The organism is Pseudarthrobacter sp. TE3704, from assembly GCF_056279405.1.
Genome location: NZ_JBWCCJ010000009.1, coordinates 37,592 through 52,025 on the forward strand (window position 1 = coordinate 37,592; position 14,434 = coordinate 52,025).

Sequence of the window (14,434 nt, forward strand, 5' to 3'; positions counted from 1 at the left end):
GACGGCGGCACCCAAAGCCGGGTGCCGCCGTTGTCGCGATTTTAGGGCTGCTTAGCCCTGGTAGACAGGGTAGTCCGTGTAGCCTTCGGCGCCCTCGGCGTAGAACGTGGACGGGTCCGGCTGGTTCAGGGGAAGGCTTTCCTTCCAGCGGCGGGCGAGGTCCGGGTTGGCGATGGCGGGACGGCCCACCACCACGGCGTCAGCGTGGCCTTCCGCCACAAGATCGACTGCCTCCTCACGCGTGGTGATGACACCGAATCCGGTGTTGACCAGGAACGTGCCGCCGAAACGGGCGCGGAGGTCCTGGACCAGTTCACCCGTGGGTTCGTGGTGCAGGATGCTCAGGTAGGCAAGGTTGAGCGGGGCGATGCTGTCCACCAGGACTTCGTAGGTGGCGCGGACGTCGGCGGCGTCGGTTTCGGAGATGCCCTGGACGTTGTGCTCCGGGGAAATCCGGATGCCCACCCGGTTTGCACCCAGCGCTGCCACCACCGCGTTGACCGTCTCGATGACAAAGCGCGCCCGGTTTTCCGGGGAGCCGCCGTAGCTGTCGGTACGGACGTTGGAGTTGGGGGCCAGGAACTCATGCAGGAGATAGCCGTTGGCCGAGTGCAGCTCGACGCCGTCAAAGCCGGCTTCCACGGCGTTCAGTGAGGCGTTGACGATTTCCTGGATCAGCAGGGGCAGTTCGTCGGTGGTGAGGGCGTGCGGCACTGGGTAGGGCTGCTTTCCGGAGGGGGTCCGGACTTCACCTTCAATGGCGACGGCGCTCGGCGCCACAAGCGGGTGGCCGCCGGTGATGTCCGGGTGCGAGACCCGGCCGCCGTGCATGATTTGCGCGAACATCCGGCCGCCCTCTGCATGTACGGCGTCGGTGACCTTCTTCCACCCCGCAACCTGTTCCTCGGTGACCATGCCGGGCTGGCCCGGGTAGGAGCGGCCGGCCGGGCTGGGGTAGGTGCCTTCGCTGACGATGAGTCCCAGGGAGGCGCGCTGGTGGTAATGCTCAACGAGGAGGGGGCCGGGGACACCTTCCTCACCCGCGCGGAGCCGGGTCAAGGGCGCCATGACCAAGCGGTTGGGAAGCTCGAGTTCGCCGAGGGCGAGAGGGGAAAACAGCATGCGCAGTTCCTTTCGAAGGCTGAAGTACGTACTGTTCATGCCAACTGGGGCGCGCGTGCAACTATTCCGGGTGCGACCGGAATCACACCTTGTCATCGGGCCGACTAAGGCGGTGCTGCCACTCCCGGGCAGCCCTGGCCCTGCGGGTTGGCGTTGCAGTCGTCAGCGTAGTTGCGGGTCAGGGAACGCCAGACGCTGACCGTCTGCGGCGGAGCGTTGAACTGGCCCTGGCCGGGGATGGGCAGGGGCGGGCCGGCATTGACGGAGTACGTTCCTTGGAAAGACGTGGTCAGCACTACTTGGAAGTCGCCGGTTTCGCTGTAGGCGTGGCTTGTCCGCGTCTTTTCACCCCACCGGTCCTGCGGGAGCGGCCCACCCATGGAGGGCTGGGGGCCGAACACCGTGCCGTCGCCGTAGTTCCAGGTGTATTGGACCGGGGTTGCCACGACGTGCACGGCCTGGCCGAACATCGTGATGTCGAACTGCTGCTCGACGGCTTCCGCGTAGAAGTTTGTTTCAGCACCTCGCAGCGTGTGCGGGCTGGGTTGCGCCACGACCGTCCCGGCACTGATTGGAAGGTTCTGGAACTCCCGTTGGATATCGGCCGCGATTCGGGGCAGCAGGTCCTCAGGCCGCGCGTCATAGAGGCAGGTTGGGCCAGAGTGGATCGCCCAGACTGCGCCAGGAACACCCCGCGGCTTCGAGTACCAAATAACAGGAATGCCTTCTTCACCGTCCGGCCCGTTAGTGCACTCCACCTGGCGCCCAAGGCATTCAGTATCAAAGTCTCCCCCGCCAAGGTGGCATTGAAGCTCGTACTTGTACTCATTGGGGTCGGTGGGTACTGAGCCTGGAGGCGGTGGCACCATTTCGCCGGTTGCTGGATCCCGAACTAATCCAACAACGTCAACACCAATCGCGCCGAAGTTAGCTTCCGTACCATCGTCGGCAAATCCTGGGATCGATGGCGCCAGTACGGAGACGACAACCAATACCAGTAGGCAACAAGCCTTTATCCCCCCTACCCTTTTCATCAGCGCATTGGATGAAGGCCGTTGACGCGCCAGGCGGAGTCAACGAAGTCAGCCAATAGCACATTGCCCGTGTTGGAGGCCTTGCTCGCTGCCCTGAACTCCTCGCCGTTAGCGGCGTGATAGGTGATGGGACTTTGCTGCACTTGAAGAATGACCTGATAGTTTCCGTCAGCAGCCCGTTCGAATGTAGTCGTGGCGGCGGGAACTGTGATCATCCCGCCTGCCAGCCATTGGCCGTCCACGTAATTCGTCGTGAGCGATGCAGCGAGCTTGGAACAGTAGTCGCAATTTGGCGATGTCATGTCTTGGAAAGCTGCAGTATCTCCCGTTTGGTAGGCATAGTTGAGTCGCTCAAACCAATACTTGGCAAATGCCTCCAACCCCTCCTTCGTCTCGGTCCTGGCGACCTCGGGCAGGACCGGAACGGGGACGTTTTGGGCGGGGCCGGACGCGTCGGCGGGTTTGTACACCGCGCTGGGCGTGGGCGTTGGGGAAGGAGATGGGTCGGAGGTGGCAGAAGTTGTAGGCGCTGGGGACGAGGTACCGGGATCTGCAGGTGCTCCGCCCGCGCAACCCGCCAACGCCAGGCAAGTAGCAGCAGCAAGCACAACTGCTCCGGACCCCAAGCCGCGGGACATAAAGACGTTCAGTGATGTCATGGGCCGCTATTCCCCCAGTAGTTTCAAGACGGCTTACTCCGGACAGTGCCTTAAGGGTAGCCCACGTCACAATCGACCGATCAAACTTATCCACAGGGACCCGCTTCCGGTTCTACCACCCGACAAAGCCAAGGAAAAAGGAAAAGCCGGCGCCAAACAGGCGCCGGCTTTCCCTATCCCTAAAAAGGGCTCCCCAGAAGAAGCTACTTTTGCGGTGGCAGCACCAACTCCCCCGTCTTGTCCGTCGACAAGGCGAGCGACGAGACATACTGCGGGCCGCCGTCGGGCCCGTCCTGGGCCGAGCTCACCATGTCCGGACGCTCAAACTCAATCCCCGTAACGTGGCAAAGGAGCTTGGCGTCGCTGGGGTTCCCATCGGCGTCGAACATGGGCAGGTCGATGCCGTCGTCGGTGCGCCGCAGGTAATAGCGCCCCCGGGTCACAACAGCCAGCAGAGGCGGAAGAACCACAGCCAGCCCCACCGCGAAGATCGGCGAATACGGCTGGATTGCGGAACCGAACGCGCCGAAGAACACAGCGATCGAGATGCCCGCGGAAACCAGCATGGACACGAAGCCCACGGGGTTCACGGCGTAGAGCATTCCCCGCCGGAATTCGGGCACCTTGGGTGAGATCTTCAGGAGGTACTTGTTGATGGCGATATCGGACGCCACAGTGACAACCCAGGCCATGGCGCAGTTCGCGTAGAAGCCCAGGATGGTGTTGAGGAAGTCGAACATGTTGGCTTCCATCAGCACCAGCGCAATCGCCAGATTCACCACCACGAACACCATGCGGCCCGGATACGTCTTGGTGATGCGGGTGAAGCTGTTCGTCCACGCCAGCGAGCCGGAGTAGGCATTGGTGACGTTGATCTTGATCTGCGAAATGACCACCAGCACCACCGCGAGCGTCATGGCCAGCCACGCCGGCATCATCTCCCGGTAGACGCCAAGGAACTGGTGCACCGGCTCGTTGGCGGTGGCAGAAGCGGCCGGATCGAGCGTCGCGATCAGGTAGATGGCAATGAACAGGCCGACGATCTGCTTGATGGCACCGAAGATCACCCAGCCCGGCCCCGCCAGGATCACGGCGCGCCACCAGGCCCCGCGGTTGGCGTCCGTGCGCGGCGGCATGAAGCGAAGGTAGTCAATCTGCTCGGCGATCTGCGCCATGAGGGACAGGCACACGCCAGCGGCAAGCATCACCGACGCAAGGTTGGGACCGCCGTCGCCCGCTTCCCCGGTGTAGGCAAAGAACGTGTTAATGCTCTCGGGATGGGACAGCAGCAGGTAGCCCACAGGCACCACCATCAAGAGCAGCCACAGCGGAGTAGTCCACACCTGCAGCTTGGCCAGCGTGTTCATGCCGTAGATCACGAGCGGGATGATGATCACGGTGGAGGCGGCATACCCCAGCCACTGCGGAACCCCCAGGCCAACTTCCAGCCCCTGGGCCATAATGGAGCCCTCCAGCGCAAAGAAGATGAACGTGAAGGTGGCGAAGATGACGTTGGTGACCACTGAGCCGTAGTAGCCAAAGCCGGAGCCGCGCGTGATCAGGTCAAGGTCGATGTTGTAGCGCGCCGCGTAGTACGCGAGCGGAAAGCCGGTGGCAAAGATGATCACCGCTGCCACCAGGATCCCGAAGATCGCGTTGACCGTCCCATACGCAATCCCGATGTTCGCCCCGATGGAGAAGTCGGCCAGGTACGCGATCCCGCCCAAAGCACTGGTTGCCACCACGCCCGCGCTCCACTTCCGGTAGGAGCGGGGAGCGAACCGGAGCGTGTAGTCCTCCAGGCTCTCCTTTGTAGCGTTAAGTGCCGCGGCGTTGCCCGCGGTCGTTGTTGCCGAAGCGCTGCCGACGACGGCGGCACCAGGCGGCGAAGCGGGCTCCAGCAGTTGCGTCGTGTCTGTGTCATTGGTCATTGTGTGCGTCGCTTTCGTCTTTGATTGGTCTGCTGCGACGCTATCCATGCCGGAAAGACGGCCCGGTCACGGAACTGTTTCCAGGGCGTTAAGTGTTGACTGATCCTGTCAACAAAACCATCAACCGCGCGTTGTGGCCGTTCCACAAAAACGGCCACGGAGCGCGGAACTACCGTCAGGAAGAGAACTTCAGCGAAAAGGACCAGCAATGACGATGCACCCGCAACTTGTGGACCACCCGATCCTCGAGACAGCCCGCCGGCAGGTACTCGAAGAGGGCATCGGGCTCTCCGAGTCCCAACTGGTGGACATCCTCCGCCTCCCGGACGTGGCACTCCCGGCTGCGCTGGAGCTGGCACACCAGGTCCGCCTCCGCCACTGCGGAGAGGACGTCGAGGTGGAGGGCATCATCTCCATCAAGACCGGAGGCTGCCCCGAGGACTGCCACTTCTGCAGCCAGTCCGGTGTCTTCGACAGCCCTGTCCGCGGCGTCTGGCTGGACATTCCCGAACTGGTCAGGGCGGCCAAGGAAACTGCCGCCACGGGAGCCACCGAGTTCTGCATCGTTGCCGCCGTCCGAGGTCCCGACATCAAACTCATGAACCAGATCAAGTTCGCCATCGACCGCATCAACGAGGAAGTAGACATCAACATCGCGTGCTCCTTGGGCATGCTCACGCAGCGGCAGGTGGACCAGCTGGCCAGCTGGGGCGTCCACCGCTACAACCACAACCTCGAAACCGCGCGCAGCTACTTTCCCAAGGTGGTCACCACCCACACCTATGAGGAACGGCTGGAAACCTGCGCCATGGTCAAGGACGCCGGCATGGAGCTGTGCTGCGGAGCCCTGATCGGCATGGGCGAGACCCTCGAGCAGCGGGCCGAGCTGGCCGCCCAGCTCGCGGCCCTGGAACCGCACGAGGTTCCGCTGAACTTCCTCAACCCCCGCCCCGGAACCCCGCTGGAAAACCAGGAGATCATGGACGGCAAGGACGCCCTCCGAGCCATCGCCGCCTTCCGGCTGGCCATGCCCCGGACGGTCCTGCGCTACGCCGGCGGCCGCGAGCTGACCCTCGGCGATTTGGGCACGCGCGAAGGGCTCCTGGGCGGCATCAACGCCGTCATCGTAGGCAACTACCTCACCACTCTCGGCCGCCCTGCCACCGCCGACCTCAACCTCCTGGTGGACCTCAACATGCCCATCAAGGAACTCCAGAAGACCTTATGAGCACCGCCCCTCAAACGCTGGACAATGAGGCACAGCATTGCGGCCTCTGCGGCGGGACCCTCGACAGGCAAGCGTCCGACGGCGGGAGCGCCCCGCCGTCGGACCTCCACCTGGAGTGCGCGGCGCGGCTGCACTTGGAACCTCCACGCTTCTGCGTGTGCTGCGGACGGCGGCTCAAGGTGCAGGTCTCCCCGTCGGGCTGGTGGGCGCAGTGCTCCCGGCATGGAGCCACCACCTCCTGACGGGCCCACCCGGCAGCGGAAAAGGCACACCCGAAGAAGCACCAATACATCCAGCACGCGGCATCCAACACCCTATGGCATATTTCTACCTTACGTAGAAGAATGGCGGCATGATGTTTGAACATGCAGACGGCAATCCCGTCCTGGAACTCGATGATGAGCAGTCCTGGCGTCTCCTTGAGGGCACACAGCACGGCAGGCTGGTGGTTTCCGTCGCAGGCGAGCCGGACATTTTCCCGGTGAACTACGTGACGTCGGGCCGGAAGGTGTACCTGCGGACGGCACCGGGCAACAAGCTGGCCCAGCTGACCATCAACGCCACAGTGCTCTTCGAAACGGACGGCATCACGTCTGACGAAGCCTGGTCCGTGGTGCTCCGCGGCAAGGCCCGGGTGCTCAGCAATTCGGCGGAGCTTGCGGCGGTGGAAGATCTGGGGCTGAAGTCCTGGGTTCCGACCCTGAAGGATTTCTACGTGGAAATTGAGGCACTGTCCGTGAGCGGCCGGCACTTCCAGCTCGGCGAGCAGCCGGAGCGCTGACTCCGGCGTCCTGCCCGCCTCCTGGACTGCCCGCCTCCTGGACTGCCCGCTCCGGGGCTTTCCCGCTCCTAGACTTAAGGCATGGCGGACAAGCTCACTCCGGAGCAGCGCAGCTGGAACATGTCCAGGATCCGGGGCAAGAACACCAAGCCGGAACTGCTGGTGCGCCGGCTGCTTCATGCCAAGGGCTACCGCTACCGCCTGCACGGCAGCTCCGGGGCTACCCGGCTGCCCGGCAACCCGGACCTGGTGTTTTCCGGCCGGCGCAAGGTCATCTTCGTGAACGGCTGCTTTTGGCACTTCCACGACTGCCGCGTGGGCCAGCACGCCCCCAAAGCCAACGCGGAATTCTGGGAAGCCAAGCGCTCCCGGACCAGGGACCGTGACGCCGGCCAGCGCCGCCAGCTCGAAGACGCCGGATGGGAAGTCCTGACCGTCTGGGAGTGCGAGCTCAAGGACGGATCGGCGCTGGAAGCCCACTTGGTGGAGTTCCTGGAGGGCCGCCAACCATCTTGAGGCAATCTTTGGCTTTTGCCGCCGGGCTTCTTGATAGTGGAGCGGAAGGATGAACCCGTCGTCCCAAAGGGCGGACCTCCCCACCGACAGTCCGGAGCAGTGCGATCCCTTCCTGCCAGCCAGCTCCCGGGCCAAGACCGCCCCGGACCGTGCCACAAGGTGTCCCGTTCCCAGTTGACGGCCGGTGCCGGCAACCAATTTCAAGGTGCAAAAACCACTGTCTTACGTGCTGGCGGTGAAACACGCAGCCTTATCAAGAAACCCACAATTCTCGCCGGAAAACCAGCCACCGCGAGGCAGCAGACCTAACCTGAAAGAGCACATGCCCCACCCACCCGCACTGTTCCCGGAGTGGCATCCCCCGGCTGAAAGGAGCCTCATGGGCGCTTCAGATGATGCTTCCCGGCCGTTGGTGGACCAGTCCGTCCTCAACCGTCTCCGTGAAGAGCTCGAGGAGGACGAAGGGTACTCCATGGTGTTTGTGGGGAACTTCATCGAGTGCCTGCCGCAACGGATCGGCCGCCTGCGGCTTGCCCTGACCACCGGAGACCTGGAGGGCGCGGTGGACGCGGTGCTTAGCCTGAAGACATCCAGCCAGATGGTGGGCGCCGAGCGGCTTGCGGGCCTGGCCACGGACCTGGAAGGCGAAATCCGCACCGAGGCGCGCGAGGCGGAAGCCGCCGTCATCCTGCCCAGGCTGGCGGCGACGTTCCTGCGGCCCATCAACCAATGCAGCCGGTTGACCATGCACCGGCTGCAGGTTCAGTGCTCTTCGGGTGCCAGGCGGTAACCCACGCCGCGAACCGTCTGCAGCCAGCGCGGCTGCTGCGGCGAATCCCCAAGCTTCTTGCGGAGGTTCCCCATGTGGACCTCGACGGACCGTTCGTCGGCCTCGCTGATGTAACTGCCGACGTCGTAGTCCTCGTCCCGCAGCCGGCGCACCAGGTCCGCCTTGGTACGGACGGTCCGGCCCGCCTCGAGCAGGGCGTGGAGAAGTTCGAACTCGGTGCGGGTCAGGTTCATCTCTTTGCCGTCAACCACCACCGTGCGGGAGGCGTAGCTCAGTTCCAGGCCGTTGTGGCTGAAGTTCCCACGCTCTGGATGTCCGTGGCCCTCGGCTGCTGCCTCGACGGAGAAGGTGTCTGTTGCATCCGGGACGGAGCGGGGGCGGCGCATCATCGCGGCAACGCGGGCGCGAAGTTCCCTGGGGCGGAACGGCTTGGTGAGGTAGTCGTCGGCGCCGGACTCAAGCCCAATCAGGGTATCGAGCTCCTCGGTGCGGGCCGTGAGCATCACGATGTAGGCGTCGGAGAATTCGCGGATTTGCCGCGACACTTCAAAACCGTCGATGTCCGGCAGCCCAAGATCAAGGGTGATGACGTCCGGATTGAGGTGCTTGGCGATCAGCACGCCTTCGGCGCCGGTACTGGCCACGGTTACGTCGAAGCCGGCCTGGGTCAGTACCGTGCGAACCAGTTCCCGGATGTCATGGTCATCCTCGATGACCAGTCCCACACGTGCATCACTCATAGCGTCCCCTCAGCAGCCAACGTCAGAAGTATAGCGGCCTGCGGATATCCTGCTGGTATGGCTCTGCACACCCTGTCCCCGAAGTCGTCACGCCATGACTAGTCCCACTGCATGGTCCTCGGGTAAGTTGCGGTTTTTCCGCCGGCCCTTCCATGAATACCGGCTGACGGACCGGGTGGCGATGAGCCAGATGCCGCTGTTCGTGACCACGCTGCTGACCGCCTTCCTGATGTGGGCGTTCTTCCCGGCCACCATGAACAACCCGTTCTTTCTCACGTTCCTGGTGTCGCAGCTGGTCCTCATGGCCCTGTGCTACCTGGTCCCCTGGGACCGCCTGCCCTACACAAGCTTCCTGGTCATCCCCCTGCTGGACTTCGTCTCCATCGCCTTCGGCCGGGAAGGCGGGCAGGAGAGCCTCACGGGCATCAGCCTCCTGGCAGTATTCCCCGTTATCTGGTGGTGCGCCTCCGGCTACTACCCCCGCCTGGCCCTATGGCTTTCCTTCCTTGCACCGCTTGCCATCATCTGGGTTCCGCTGCTCCTGAAAGGCAGTTTCACCGCGCAGGACTTTGCCCGCTCCCTGCTCCTGCCGGTGATGATGCTGGGCATTGGTGTGTCCGTCAGTGTCCTGACGCTCAGCATGATGCGGCAGCAGCGTGAGCTGGAAGAAAAGGACGCCCAGCTGCAGGCCAACCTGCTCACCAGCCAGCGCCAGGAGTCGCTGCTCAACACGGTTTTGGACACGGTCCACCTGGGCGTGCTCGCAGTGGACGCCGACGGCCATGACATCCTGATGAACCGGAAACAGCGCGCCAACCACGAGCTGGCACGGCCAAAGGACATCGCGGACCCCAACGAGTCACAGCTGCTCGTGTTCGGGCCTGACCGCAAGACGCTGGTTCCCGTCCAGGAGCGCCCGGTCCGCCGCGCGGTCCTGGGCGAAACCTTCACCGACTACCTGGTGTGGCTTGGCGCGGAAAAGGAGCAGCGGGCGTTTGTGACCACTGCCCGTGCGATGAAGGACGCCGACGGCAAGTTCGCCGGATCCGTCATCGCCTTCAGCGACGTGACGGACCTCGTCAACGCGTTGACCGCCAAGGATGACTTTGTCTCCAGCGTGTCCCATGAGTTCCGGACCCCGCTGACGTCCATCCTGGGCTACGTGGAGATCCTGCTCGGCGACGAGCCGGAGGAGTCCCAACGGGACATGCTTGAAATCATCCGCCGAAATTCGGAACGGCTCCTGACCCTGGTTTCCGACCTGCTCGCCAGCCGCAACGGCCAGCTGATCGTCACTCCCCACGCGGTGGATGTGGCGGAACTTGTCCGGGCAAGCGTTTCATCCGCCGCGCCGAAGGCGGTTGCGTCCGGGGTGGTGCTGGCCGCAGAGACGCCTGAGCGGCTGGAAGCCCATGTTGACGGCGCCAGGATTTCGCAGGTCCTGGACAACCTTGTGTCCAACGCGATCAAGTACTCCCCCGACGGCGGAAACGTTGTGGTGTCCCTGGCGCAGGAGAACGGGCACCTGGCATGCCGCGTCACGGACACCGGCATGGGGATGAGCCCCGAAGATGCGTCTGAAGTGTTCGCCAAGTTCTTCCGCACCAGCAGCGTCCGGCGCACCGCCATCCCCGGCGTGGGGCTGGGCCTGCCCATCAGCAAGGCGATCGTCGAAGCGCACGGCGGGACCATCGAGGTGGACAGCGCGCTGGGCCAGGGCACCACGTTCACCTTCCGGGTTCCGGTCTAACGGCCCTGCCGGACCACCTCACCCCAGGACTGCCGGGCCAGGTCCCTGACTGCGGCGAGGATGTCGGCCGGCGCCATGGACAGGTCCAGCGGAAATTCCACGATGTCGATGTCCGTGTTGAGGATGCGGCGGAGCTTCATCTCACCCGATCCGGCGTAGACCAGCCAGGCGGTGGGCACTGCCAGTGCGGTGCTGTGGGCCAGCATCTGGTAGTGGTCAGCCGTCAGGGAAGCCCCGGCATCGGTGGCTGCCTTGTACTTGGCGTTGTACACCACCACCGGACGGCCGCCCAGCAGGTGAACCGCGTCCGGGCGGACCGACAGCCTGTCCGCGTCGCGCACGGCTTCACTGAGCAGCGCGTTGTACCGCAGCCGCAGCTCCCCTGGGTAAGCCGCCATCGCCTCGCGCAGGGCGGTGCCGACGAAGTCCTCGAACACCTGGTTCATGTCCACCACGAACGAGGCTGTCTGCTGCCTGCCCTCCCCCGCTTCCGCCGACGCGTTGCGCAGGATCAGTTCGGCCAGCCGGAGCACCGCGTGGTAGCGGAGGTTCATCCTGGTGGGCTTCCACGGCGGCAGCGGAGCGCCTGCTGGAAGGCGGGTGACGGCGTCGAGCTTTCCCTTGAGCAGGCGCAGCCGGCTCAGCGCCTCGGGGCGCACGCGCGGGATCTGGCCCATCCGTTCCAGCGCCGCGCGGAGGATCCTGTTCTCAGCGACGTCCTCGGTGAACTCGTCATACGAGACTTCCAGCGGCACCAGCATTCCCGGCCGCCGGGAGATCTGGTCCGAAATCCGGATCCGCCCCTTGACGGTCCGCAGCGATTCATCAACCGTGAGGTAGCCCTGCAGCACGCCGCGGCCCAGGGCGCGTTCGGCAAGCTGCGCCAAGGACTCGGCCAGCGCGCTCCACAAATCCCGGTCCTCGACGGCCGCCACGGTATCCGGCCGGAAGCCCTGCTCACCGGCGTAGCTGAGCAGGAACAGGAGCCGGCTCAGGCCCAGCCGGTCCTTGGGACGGACGTCCAGCTGCACGGTGGGCGTTCGGACGGAACCCACCTTGCCCACCGGCTCTATCCGGTACAGCCCCATGCCCATCGGCGAGGCTTTGGCCAGGCCGCTGGAGTTCAGGAGGGAGGCGCTGGCGGGGTCGAGCCGTTCCACCATTCCGCGGGACAGCTCATCAAGGACCAGGTGCCGCAGGGACGGGCCGGGGCTACCCGGCTGCAAGGCGTCCCAGCAACTGGTCCAGCCCAAAGCGTTCCTCCAACTGCGCCCGCGTGAGCTGGCCGTGGTAGTGCTCTTCCAGGAGCGGCATGAGCTCGTACTTCCAGATCCGGCGCAGCCCCGCCGGGGTCTGGGCAGCCGGCTTCATGAAGTAGGACGGACCGATCATCAGGTCGCGGTCCCACTCGTCGATGGCGCTGTTCAAGGCATCCAGCAGCAGCGCCGGGGTGGTGTCCAGCTCCCGGGCCTGCAGGAACCGAAGCAATGAGCCCTTCACCGGTTCGGTCTGCGGGTGCAGTTCGATGAAGGAAAAACGGCGGCGGATGGCGGCGTCCATCATGGCGATGGACCGGTCCGCGGTGTTCATGGTGCCGATGATGTAAAGGTTGTCCGGCAGGGTGAACGGCTCATTCGGGCTGTACTGCAGGTAGATCCGGTCGTCGCGGTACTCCAGCAGGAAGTACAGCTCGCCAAACACCTTGGCCAGGTTGGCGCGGTTCATCTCGTCGATGATGAGGAAGTACGGCTTTTTCTCGTTCCCGGGCTTGGCGGCCTCTTCTGCGAGGCGCCGCAGCGGCCCCGCCACCAGTTTGAAGGACACCTGGCCCTCGTCCGTTTTGTCCGGCCGGTAGCCCTCAAAGAAGTCCTCGTAGGCGTAGGACGGGTGGAACTGGACCAGCTTGACGCGCTCGTCGGTGGTGTCGTCAGCCAGCTCAGCTGCCAGGTGCTTTGCCAGGTAGGTCTTGCCGGTACCGGGAGGGCCGTAGAGGACCAGCTGCCGGTTCTCCTCCAGCAGGTCGGCGATCTCCTGCAGCGGTTCCAGCTCCATATGCAGTGAGTCTGCGAATTCCGGGGTCAGCGGGCGGAAGCCTTCCTGGGCGGGAGGCACGACGGCGGCGGTTTCGGTATCGCCGTCGGGCTCGGCTTCCGCTTCGGGCGGCAAGAGGGCCTGCAGCGCCTGCGCCACGCGGGTTACATCCACCACGATGCCGGCGGTAGCCAGCTGCCGCTGCACGTGCCGGGGCAAGCTTGTGGTGGGATGTCCTTCATCGAACCAGCGGACCTTGCGGCGGAGGCGCCGGTTGTCATCGTTGTAGTCGGGTTCCCCGAGCACGCCGCCCAGCCGCACCGTGCCGGCGTGCTGGTACAGGACCAGGTCCCCGGGCTTCATGACGGTGAGGAAGGCGAAGACGGCGGTTTTGGTGTCCTCGCGTTCCACGTAGCCGAGGTGTTTGTAGTCCTCGTCCACGGCGTGCTGCACCACTCCCGCGGTGACGCCCGGGTTGAGCAGCCGGAGGTGCTCGACGTCGAGGGTCACCTTTTCCTCGCCCTGCCAGGCGGTCAGCAGTTCGGTGTTGTCGCCGTGCGTCCGCAGCAGCCAGGCCCGGTGTCCGGGATCTCCCACCTTGCGCCACTGGCTGACCAGCTGCCGGGCGTACCAGTCGATGCGCTGGCCCGCCTGTTCATCCAGATGCAGCCGGATGCGGTGGATGTCTGCGGTGATGTCGTCTTCGCTGTCCCCTTTGGCCCCGCCCACCAGGGAGGCGAAGGCATCCCGGATTTCCTGCCGCTCAATGTCCGCGACGACCGGTTCAAAGTAGCTGGGCCAGGCCAGGAACTCGATGCTGCGGCGGATGGCCGGCTGGTCACCCGGCGTGGCGGAGGCAAGCCGGTGGAACTTCAGTGGGTCCTGCAGCGCACCGGTGATGAGTGCGGGCGGCTGCTGGTCCACATGCTGCACAAAACGGCACAGCCACTTCAGGTGGTCCCAGATGGTCCAGTTGAACTCTGCAGTGCGGTCCCGGATCACTCCATGGTCCGTCATGCCCTGGTAAAGCTCGTCAGGCAGCTCGAGCGGAGGTTCAAGCCAGGAAGCGGCCTCGGCTACCCGGGCACGCTTGACCTTCAGTGACTTCACTTCGTGTGCCAGCGGCAGTGACTGCAGGAAGAGCAGCTCGACGGCCAGTTGCTTCGCCTCGCGGGATGCGCCGTCCAGGTTCTGCCGGAGGTTGGTCATCATGGGCGCTTTGGGGTCCGGCGTCCCGCGTTCCAGCCGGTCCAGGAGCTCGGCGGCCGCCTCCGACGTCCATGTCAGCGTGCGGCCGTCCAGTGCCGACGGTTTTCCCTGGAGCCCCGGCCCCAGAACGAACCACGCCGCATCTTCGATCTCGCGTGAGATGCCGAGGGCGCGGGTCATGGCAGCAGTGGAGGCGGGGGTCATGGGTTCAAATTTACAGGGTCAAGCTGGGCGGCGGCTCAACGGTCCCGGACCGGGGAGTCCCCCGGGGACCTTTTGGGCTCCGGACGCCCGGCTTAACCTCCGGACGCCCGGCCCGTTTCCTGTTGCTAGACGCCGGGGGTACCCCGTTTACGGCCAAAGATGAAGTAGCCCATGGGGCCGATGAAGTTGATGAAGGATGCGGCCCGCCACGCCGCTTTCGGCCCGTTGATCTGAGCCTCGGGCCGCCGGGAGATGTCCCGTTGCGCAGCCACCAGCAGCGACATCTGGGCGATGCCCACCACAATGGTGCCGGCCTTTGCCGACGGCGACATCTCCTTCCAGGTCTTCTTCTTCCTGGCAGCGCTGGTCTTGTTCTTGGCCATCTGGGATTCCTTTCGTTCGGGTGCTTCCAGTCCAGTCTGTCCGCTGGAGTCTTGTC

General features: G+C 64.6%; 14 protein-coding genes. 6 read left to right on the forward strand and 8 right to left on the reverse strand.

Annotation, left to right across the window (positions count from 1 at the left end; translation table 11 throughout):
- Window positions 1–51 precede the first annotated feature (51 nt).
- The 4 genes from ACZ9BC_RS20180 to ACZ9BC_RS20195 all read right to left on the reverse strand — a co-directional run bounded on the left by ACZ9BC_RS20180 (window position 52) and on the right by ACZ9BC_RS20195 (window position 4,746).
- Window positions 52–1,122 (reverse strand): alkene reductase, encoded by a 1,071-nt coding sequence (locus ACZ9BC_RS20180; protein ID WP_476247492.1) that lies wholly within the window; start codon window positions 1,120–1,122, stop codon window positions 52–54.
- Between the two features lie 104 nt (window positions 1,123–1,226).
- Complete coding sequence (locus tag ACZ9BC_RS20185) at window positions 1,227–1,676, reverse strand: PKD domain-containing protein (protein WP_476247493.1); 450 nt, start codon at window positions 1,674–1,676, stop codon at window positions 1,227–1,229.
- Between the two features lie 479 nt (window positions 1,677–2,155).
- A complete protein-coding gene (locus ACZ9BC_RS20190; protein WP_476247494.1) occupies window positions 2,156–2,815 on the reverse strand; it encodes a DUF6318 family protein in 660 nt (219 codons plus the stop codon).
- A gap of 203 nt (window positions 2,816–3,018) precedes the next feature.
- Window positions 3,019–4,746: a purine-cytosine permease family protein gene (locus tag ACZ9BC_RS20195; RefSeq protein ID WP_476247495.1), complete on the reverse strand. Its 1,728-nt coding sequence runs from the start codon at window positions 4,744–4,746 to the stop codon at window positions 3,019–3,021.
- A 208-nt stretch (window positions 4,747–4,954) separates the two neighbouring features.
- On the opposite strand from ACZ9BC_RS20195, the gene bioB reads away from it, so the two are divergent.
- From bioB to ACZ9BC_RS20220, 5 genes are all read left to right on the forward strand, one after another.
- Entirely contained in the window at window positions 4,955–5,974 is a 1,020-nt protein-coding gene (bioB, locus tag ACZ9BC_RS20200; protein ID WP_476247496.1) for a biotin synthase BioB, read from the forward strand.
- Window positions 5,971–6,216, forward strand: coding sequence for a biotin synthase auxiliary protein BsaP (gene bsaP / locus ACZ9BC_RS20205; RefSeq protein WP_476247497.1), 246 nt, complete (start codon window positions 5,971–5,973; stop codon window positions 6,214–6,216). Before bioB ends, bsaP begins: the two co-directional genes overlap by 4 nt.
- 110 nt (window positions 6,217–6,326) lie before the next feature.
- Window positions 6,327–6,755, forward strand: coding sequence for a pyridoxamine 5'-phosphate oxidase family protein (locus ACZ9BC_RS20210; protein ID WP_476247498.1), 429 nt, complete (start codon window positions 6,327–6,329; stop codon window positions 6,753–6,755).
- An 81-nt stretch (window positions 6,756–6,836) separates the two neighbouring features.
- On the forward strand, window positions 6,837–7,271 hold the full coding sequence (locus ACZ9BC_RS20215) for a very short patch repair endonuclease (protein WP_476247499.1): 435 nt from the start codon (window positions 6,837–6,839) through the stop codon (window positions 7,269–7,271).
- A gap of 379 nt (window positions 7,272–7,650) precedes the next feature.
- Window positions 7,651–8,061 (forward strand): Hpt domain-containing protein, encoded by a 411-nt coding sequence (locus ACZ9BC_RS20220; RefSeq protein ID WP_476247500.1) that lies wholly within the window; start codon window positions 7,651–7,653, stop codon window positions 8,059–8,061.
- Here ACZ9BC_RS20220 and ACZ9BC_RS20225 read toward each other — a convergent pair.
- A complete protein-coding gene (locus tag ACZ9BC_RS20225) occupies window positions 8,034–8,801 on the reverse strand; it encodes a response regulator transcription factor (protein ID WP_476247501.1) in 768 nt (255 codons plus the stop codon). The two genes, ACZ9BC_RS20220 and ACZ9BC_RS20225, sit on opposite strands and share 28 nt — an antisense overlap.
- A gap of 94 nt (window positions 8,802–8,895) precedes the next feature.
- Between ACZ9BC_RS20225 and ACZ9BC_RS20230 the strand changes: the two genes are divergently transcribed.
- Window positions 8,896–10,551 (forward strand): sensor histidine kinase, encoded by a 1,656-nt coding sequence (locus ACZ9BC_RS20230; protein ID WP_476247502.1) that lies wholly within the window; start codon window positions 8,896–8,898, stop codon window positions 10,549–10,551.
- On the opposite strand, the gene ACZ9BC_RS20235 is transcribed toward ACZ9BC_RS20230, so the two are convergent.
- The 3 genes from ACZ9BC_RS20235 to ACZ9BC_RS20245 form a co-directional block, all read right to left on the reverse strand.
- Entirely contained in the window at window positions 10,548–11,714 is a 1,167-nt protein-coding gene (locus ACZ9BC_RS20235; RefSeq protein WP_476247565.1) for a 5-methylcytosine restriction system specificity protein McrC, read from the reverse strand. The two genes, ACZ9BC_RS20230 and ACZ9BC_RS20235, sit on opposite strands and share 4 nt — an antisense overlap.
- Window positions 11,715–11,763: 49 nt before the next feature.
- Window positions 11,764–13,995: an McrB family protein gene (locus tag ACZ9BC_RS20240; RefSeq protein ID WP_476247503.1), complete on the reverse strand. Its 2,232-nt coding sequence runs from the start codon at window positions 13,993–13,995 to the stop codon at window positions 11,764–11,766.
- Window positions 13,996–14,120: 125 nt separating this feature from the next.
- The gene (locus tag ACZ9BC_RS20245; protein WP_115524252.1) at window positions 14,121–14,378 is read right to left on the reverse strand and encodes a PLDc N-terminal domain-containing protein; all 258 of its coding nucleotides are present in this window, start codon (window positions 14,376–14,378) and stop codon (window positions 14,121–14,123) included.
- Window positions 14,379–14,434: the final 56 nt, after the last annotated feature.

What these genes read in the sequence shown, in the direction of transcription:
- ACZ9BC_RS20180 (WP_476247492.1), bottom strand. Translation starts at nt 1,122, where the DNA reads ATGCTGTTTTCCCCTCTCGCCCTCGGCGAACTCGAGCTTCCCAACCGC.
- ACZ9BC_RS20190 (WP_476247494.1), bottom strand. Translation starts at nt 2,815, where the DNA reads ATGACATCACTGAACGTCTTTATGTCCCGCGGCTTGGGGTCCGGAGCA.
- ACZ9BC_RS20195 (WP_476247495.1), bottom strand. Translation starts at nt 4,746, where the DNA reads ATGACCAATGACACAGACACGACGCAACTGCTGGAGCCCGCTTCGCCG.
- bioB (WP_476247496.1), top strand. Translation starts at nt 4,955, where the DNA reads ATGACGATGCACCCGCAACTTGTGGACCACCCGATCCTCGAGACAGCC.
- bsaP (WP_476247497.1), top strand. Translation starts at nt 5,971, where the DNA reads ATGAGCACCGCCCCTCAAACGCTGGACAATGAGGCACAGCATTGCGGC.
- ACZ9BC_RS20210 (WP_476247498.1), top strand. Translation starts at nt 6,327, where the DNA reads ATGATGTTTGAACATGCAGACGGCAATCCCGTCCTGGAACTCGATGAT.
- ACZ9BC_RS20215 (WP_476247499.1), top strand. Translation starts at nt 6,837, where the DNA reads ATGGCGGACAAGCTCACTCCGGAGCAGCGCAGCTGGAACATGTCCAGG.
- ACZ9BC_RS20220 (WP_476247500.1), top strand. Translation starts at nt 7,651, where the DNA reads ATGGGCGCTTCAGATGATGCTTCCCGGCCGTTGGTGGACCAGTCCGTC.
- ACZ9BC_RS20225 (WP_476247501.1), bottom strand. Translation starts at nt 8,801, where the DNA reads ATGAGTGATGCACGTGTGGGACTGGTCATCGAGGATGACCATGACATC.
- ACZ9BC_RS20230 (WP_476247502.1), top strand. Translation starts at nt 8,896, where the DNA reads ATGACTAGTCCCACTGCATGGTCCTCGGGTAAGTTGCGGTTTTTCCGC.
- ACZ9BC_RS20235 (WP_476247565.1), bottom strand. Translation starts at nt 11,714, where the DNA reads ATGGTGGAACGGCTCGACCCCGCCAGCGCCTCCCTCCTGAACTCCAGC.
- ACZ9BC_RS20240 (WP_476247503.1), bottom strand. Translation starts at nt 13,995, where the DNA reads ATGACCCCCGCCTCCACTGCTGCCATGACCCGCGCCCTCGGCATCTCA.
- ACZ9BC_RS20245 (WP_115524252.1), bottom strand. Translation starts at nt 14,378, where the DNA reads ATGGCCAAGAACAAGACCAGCGCTGCCAGGAAGAAGAAGACCTGGAAG.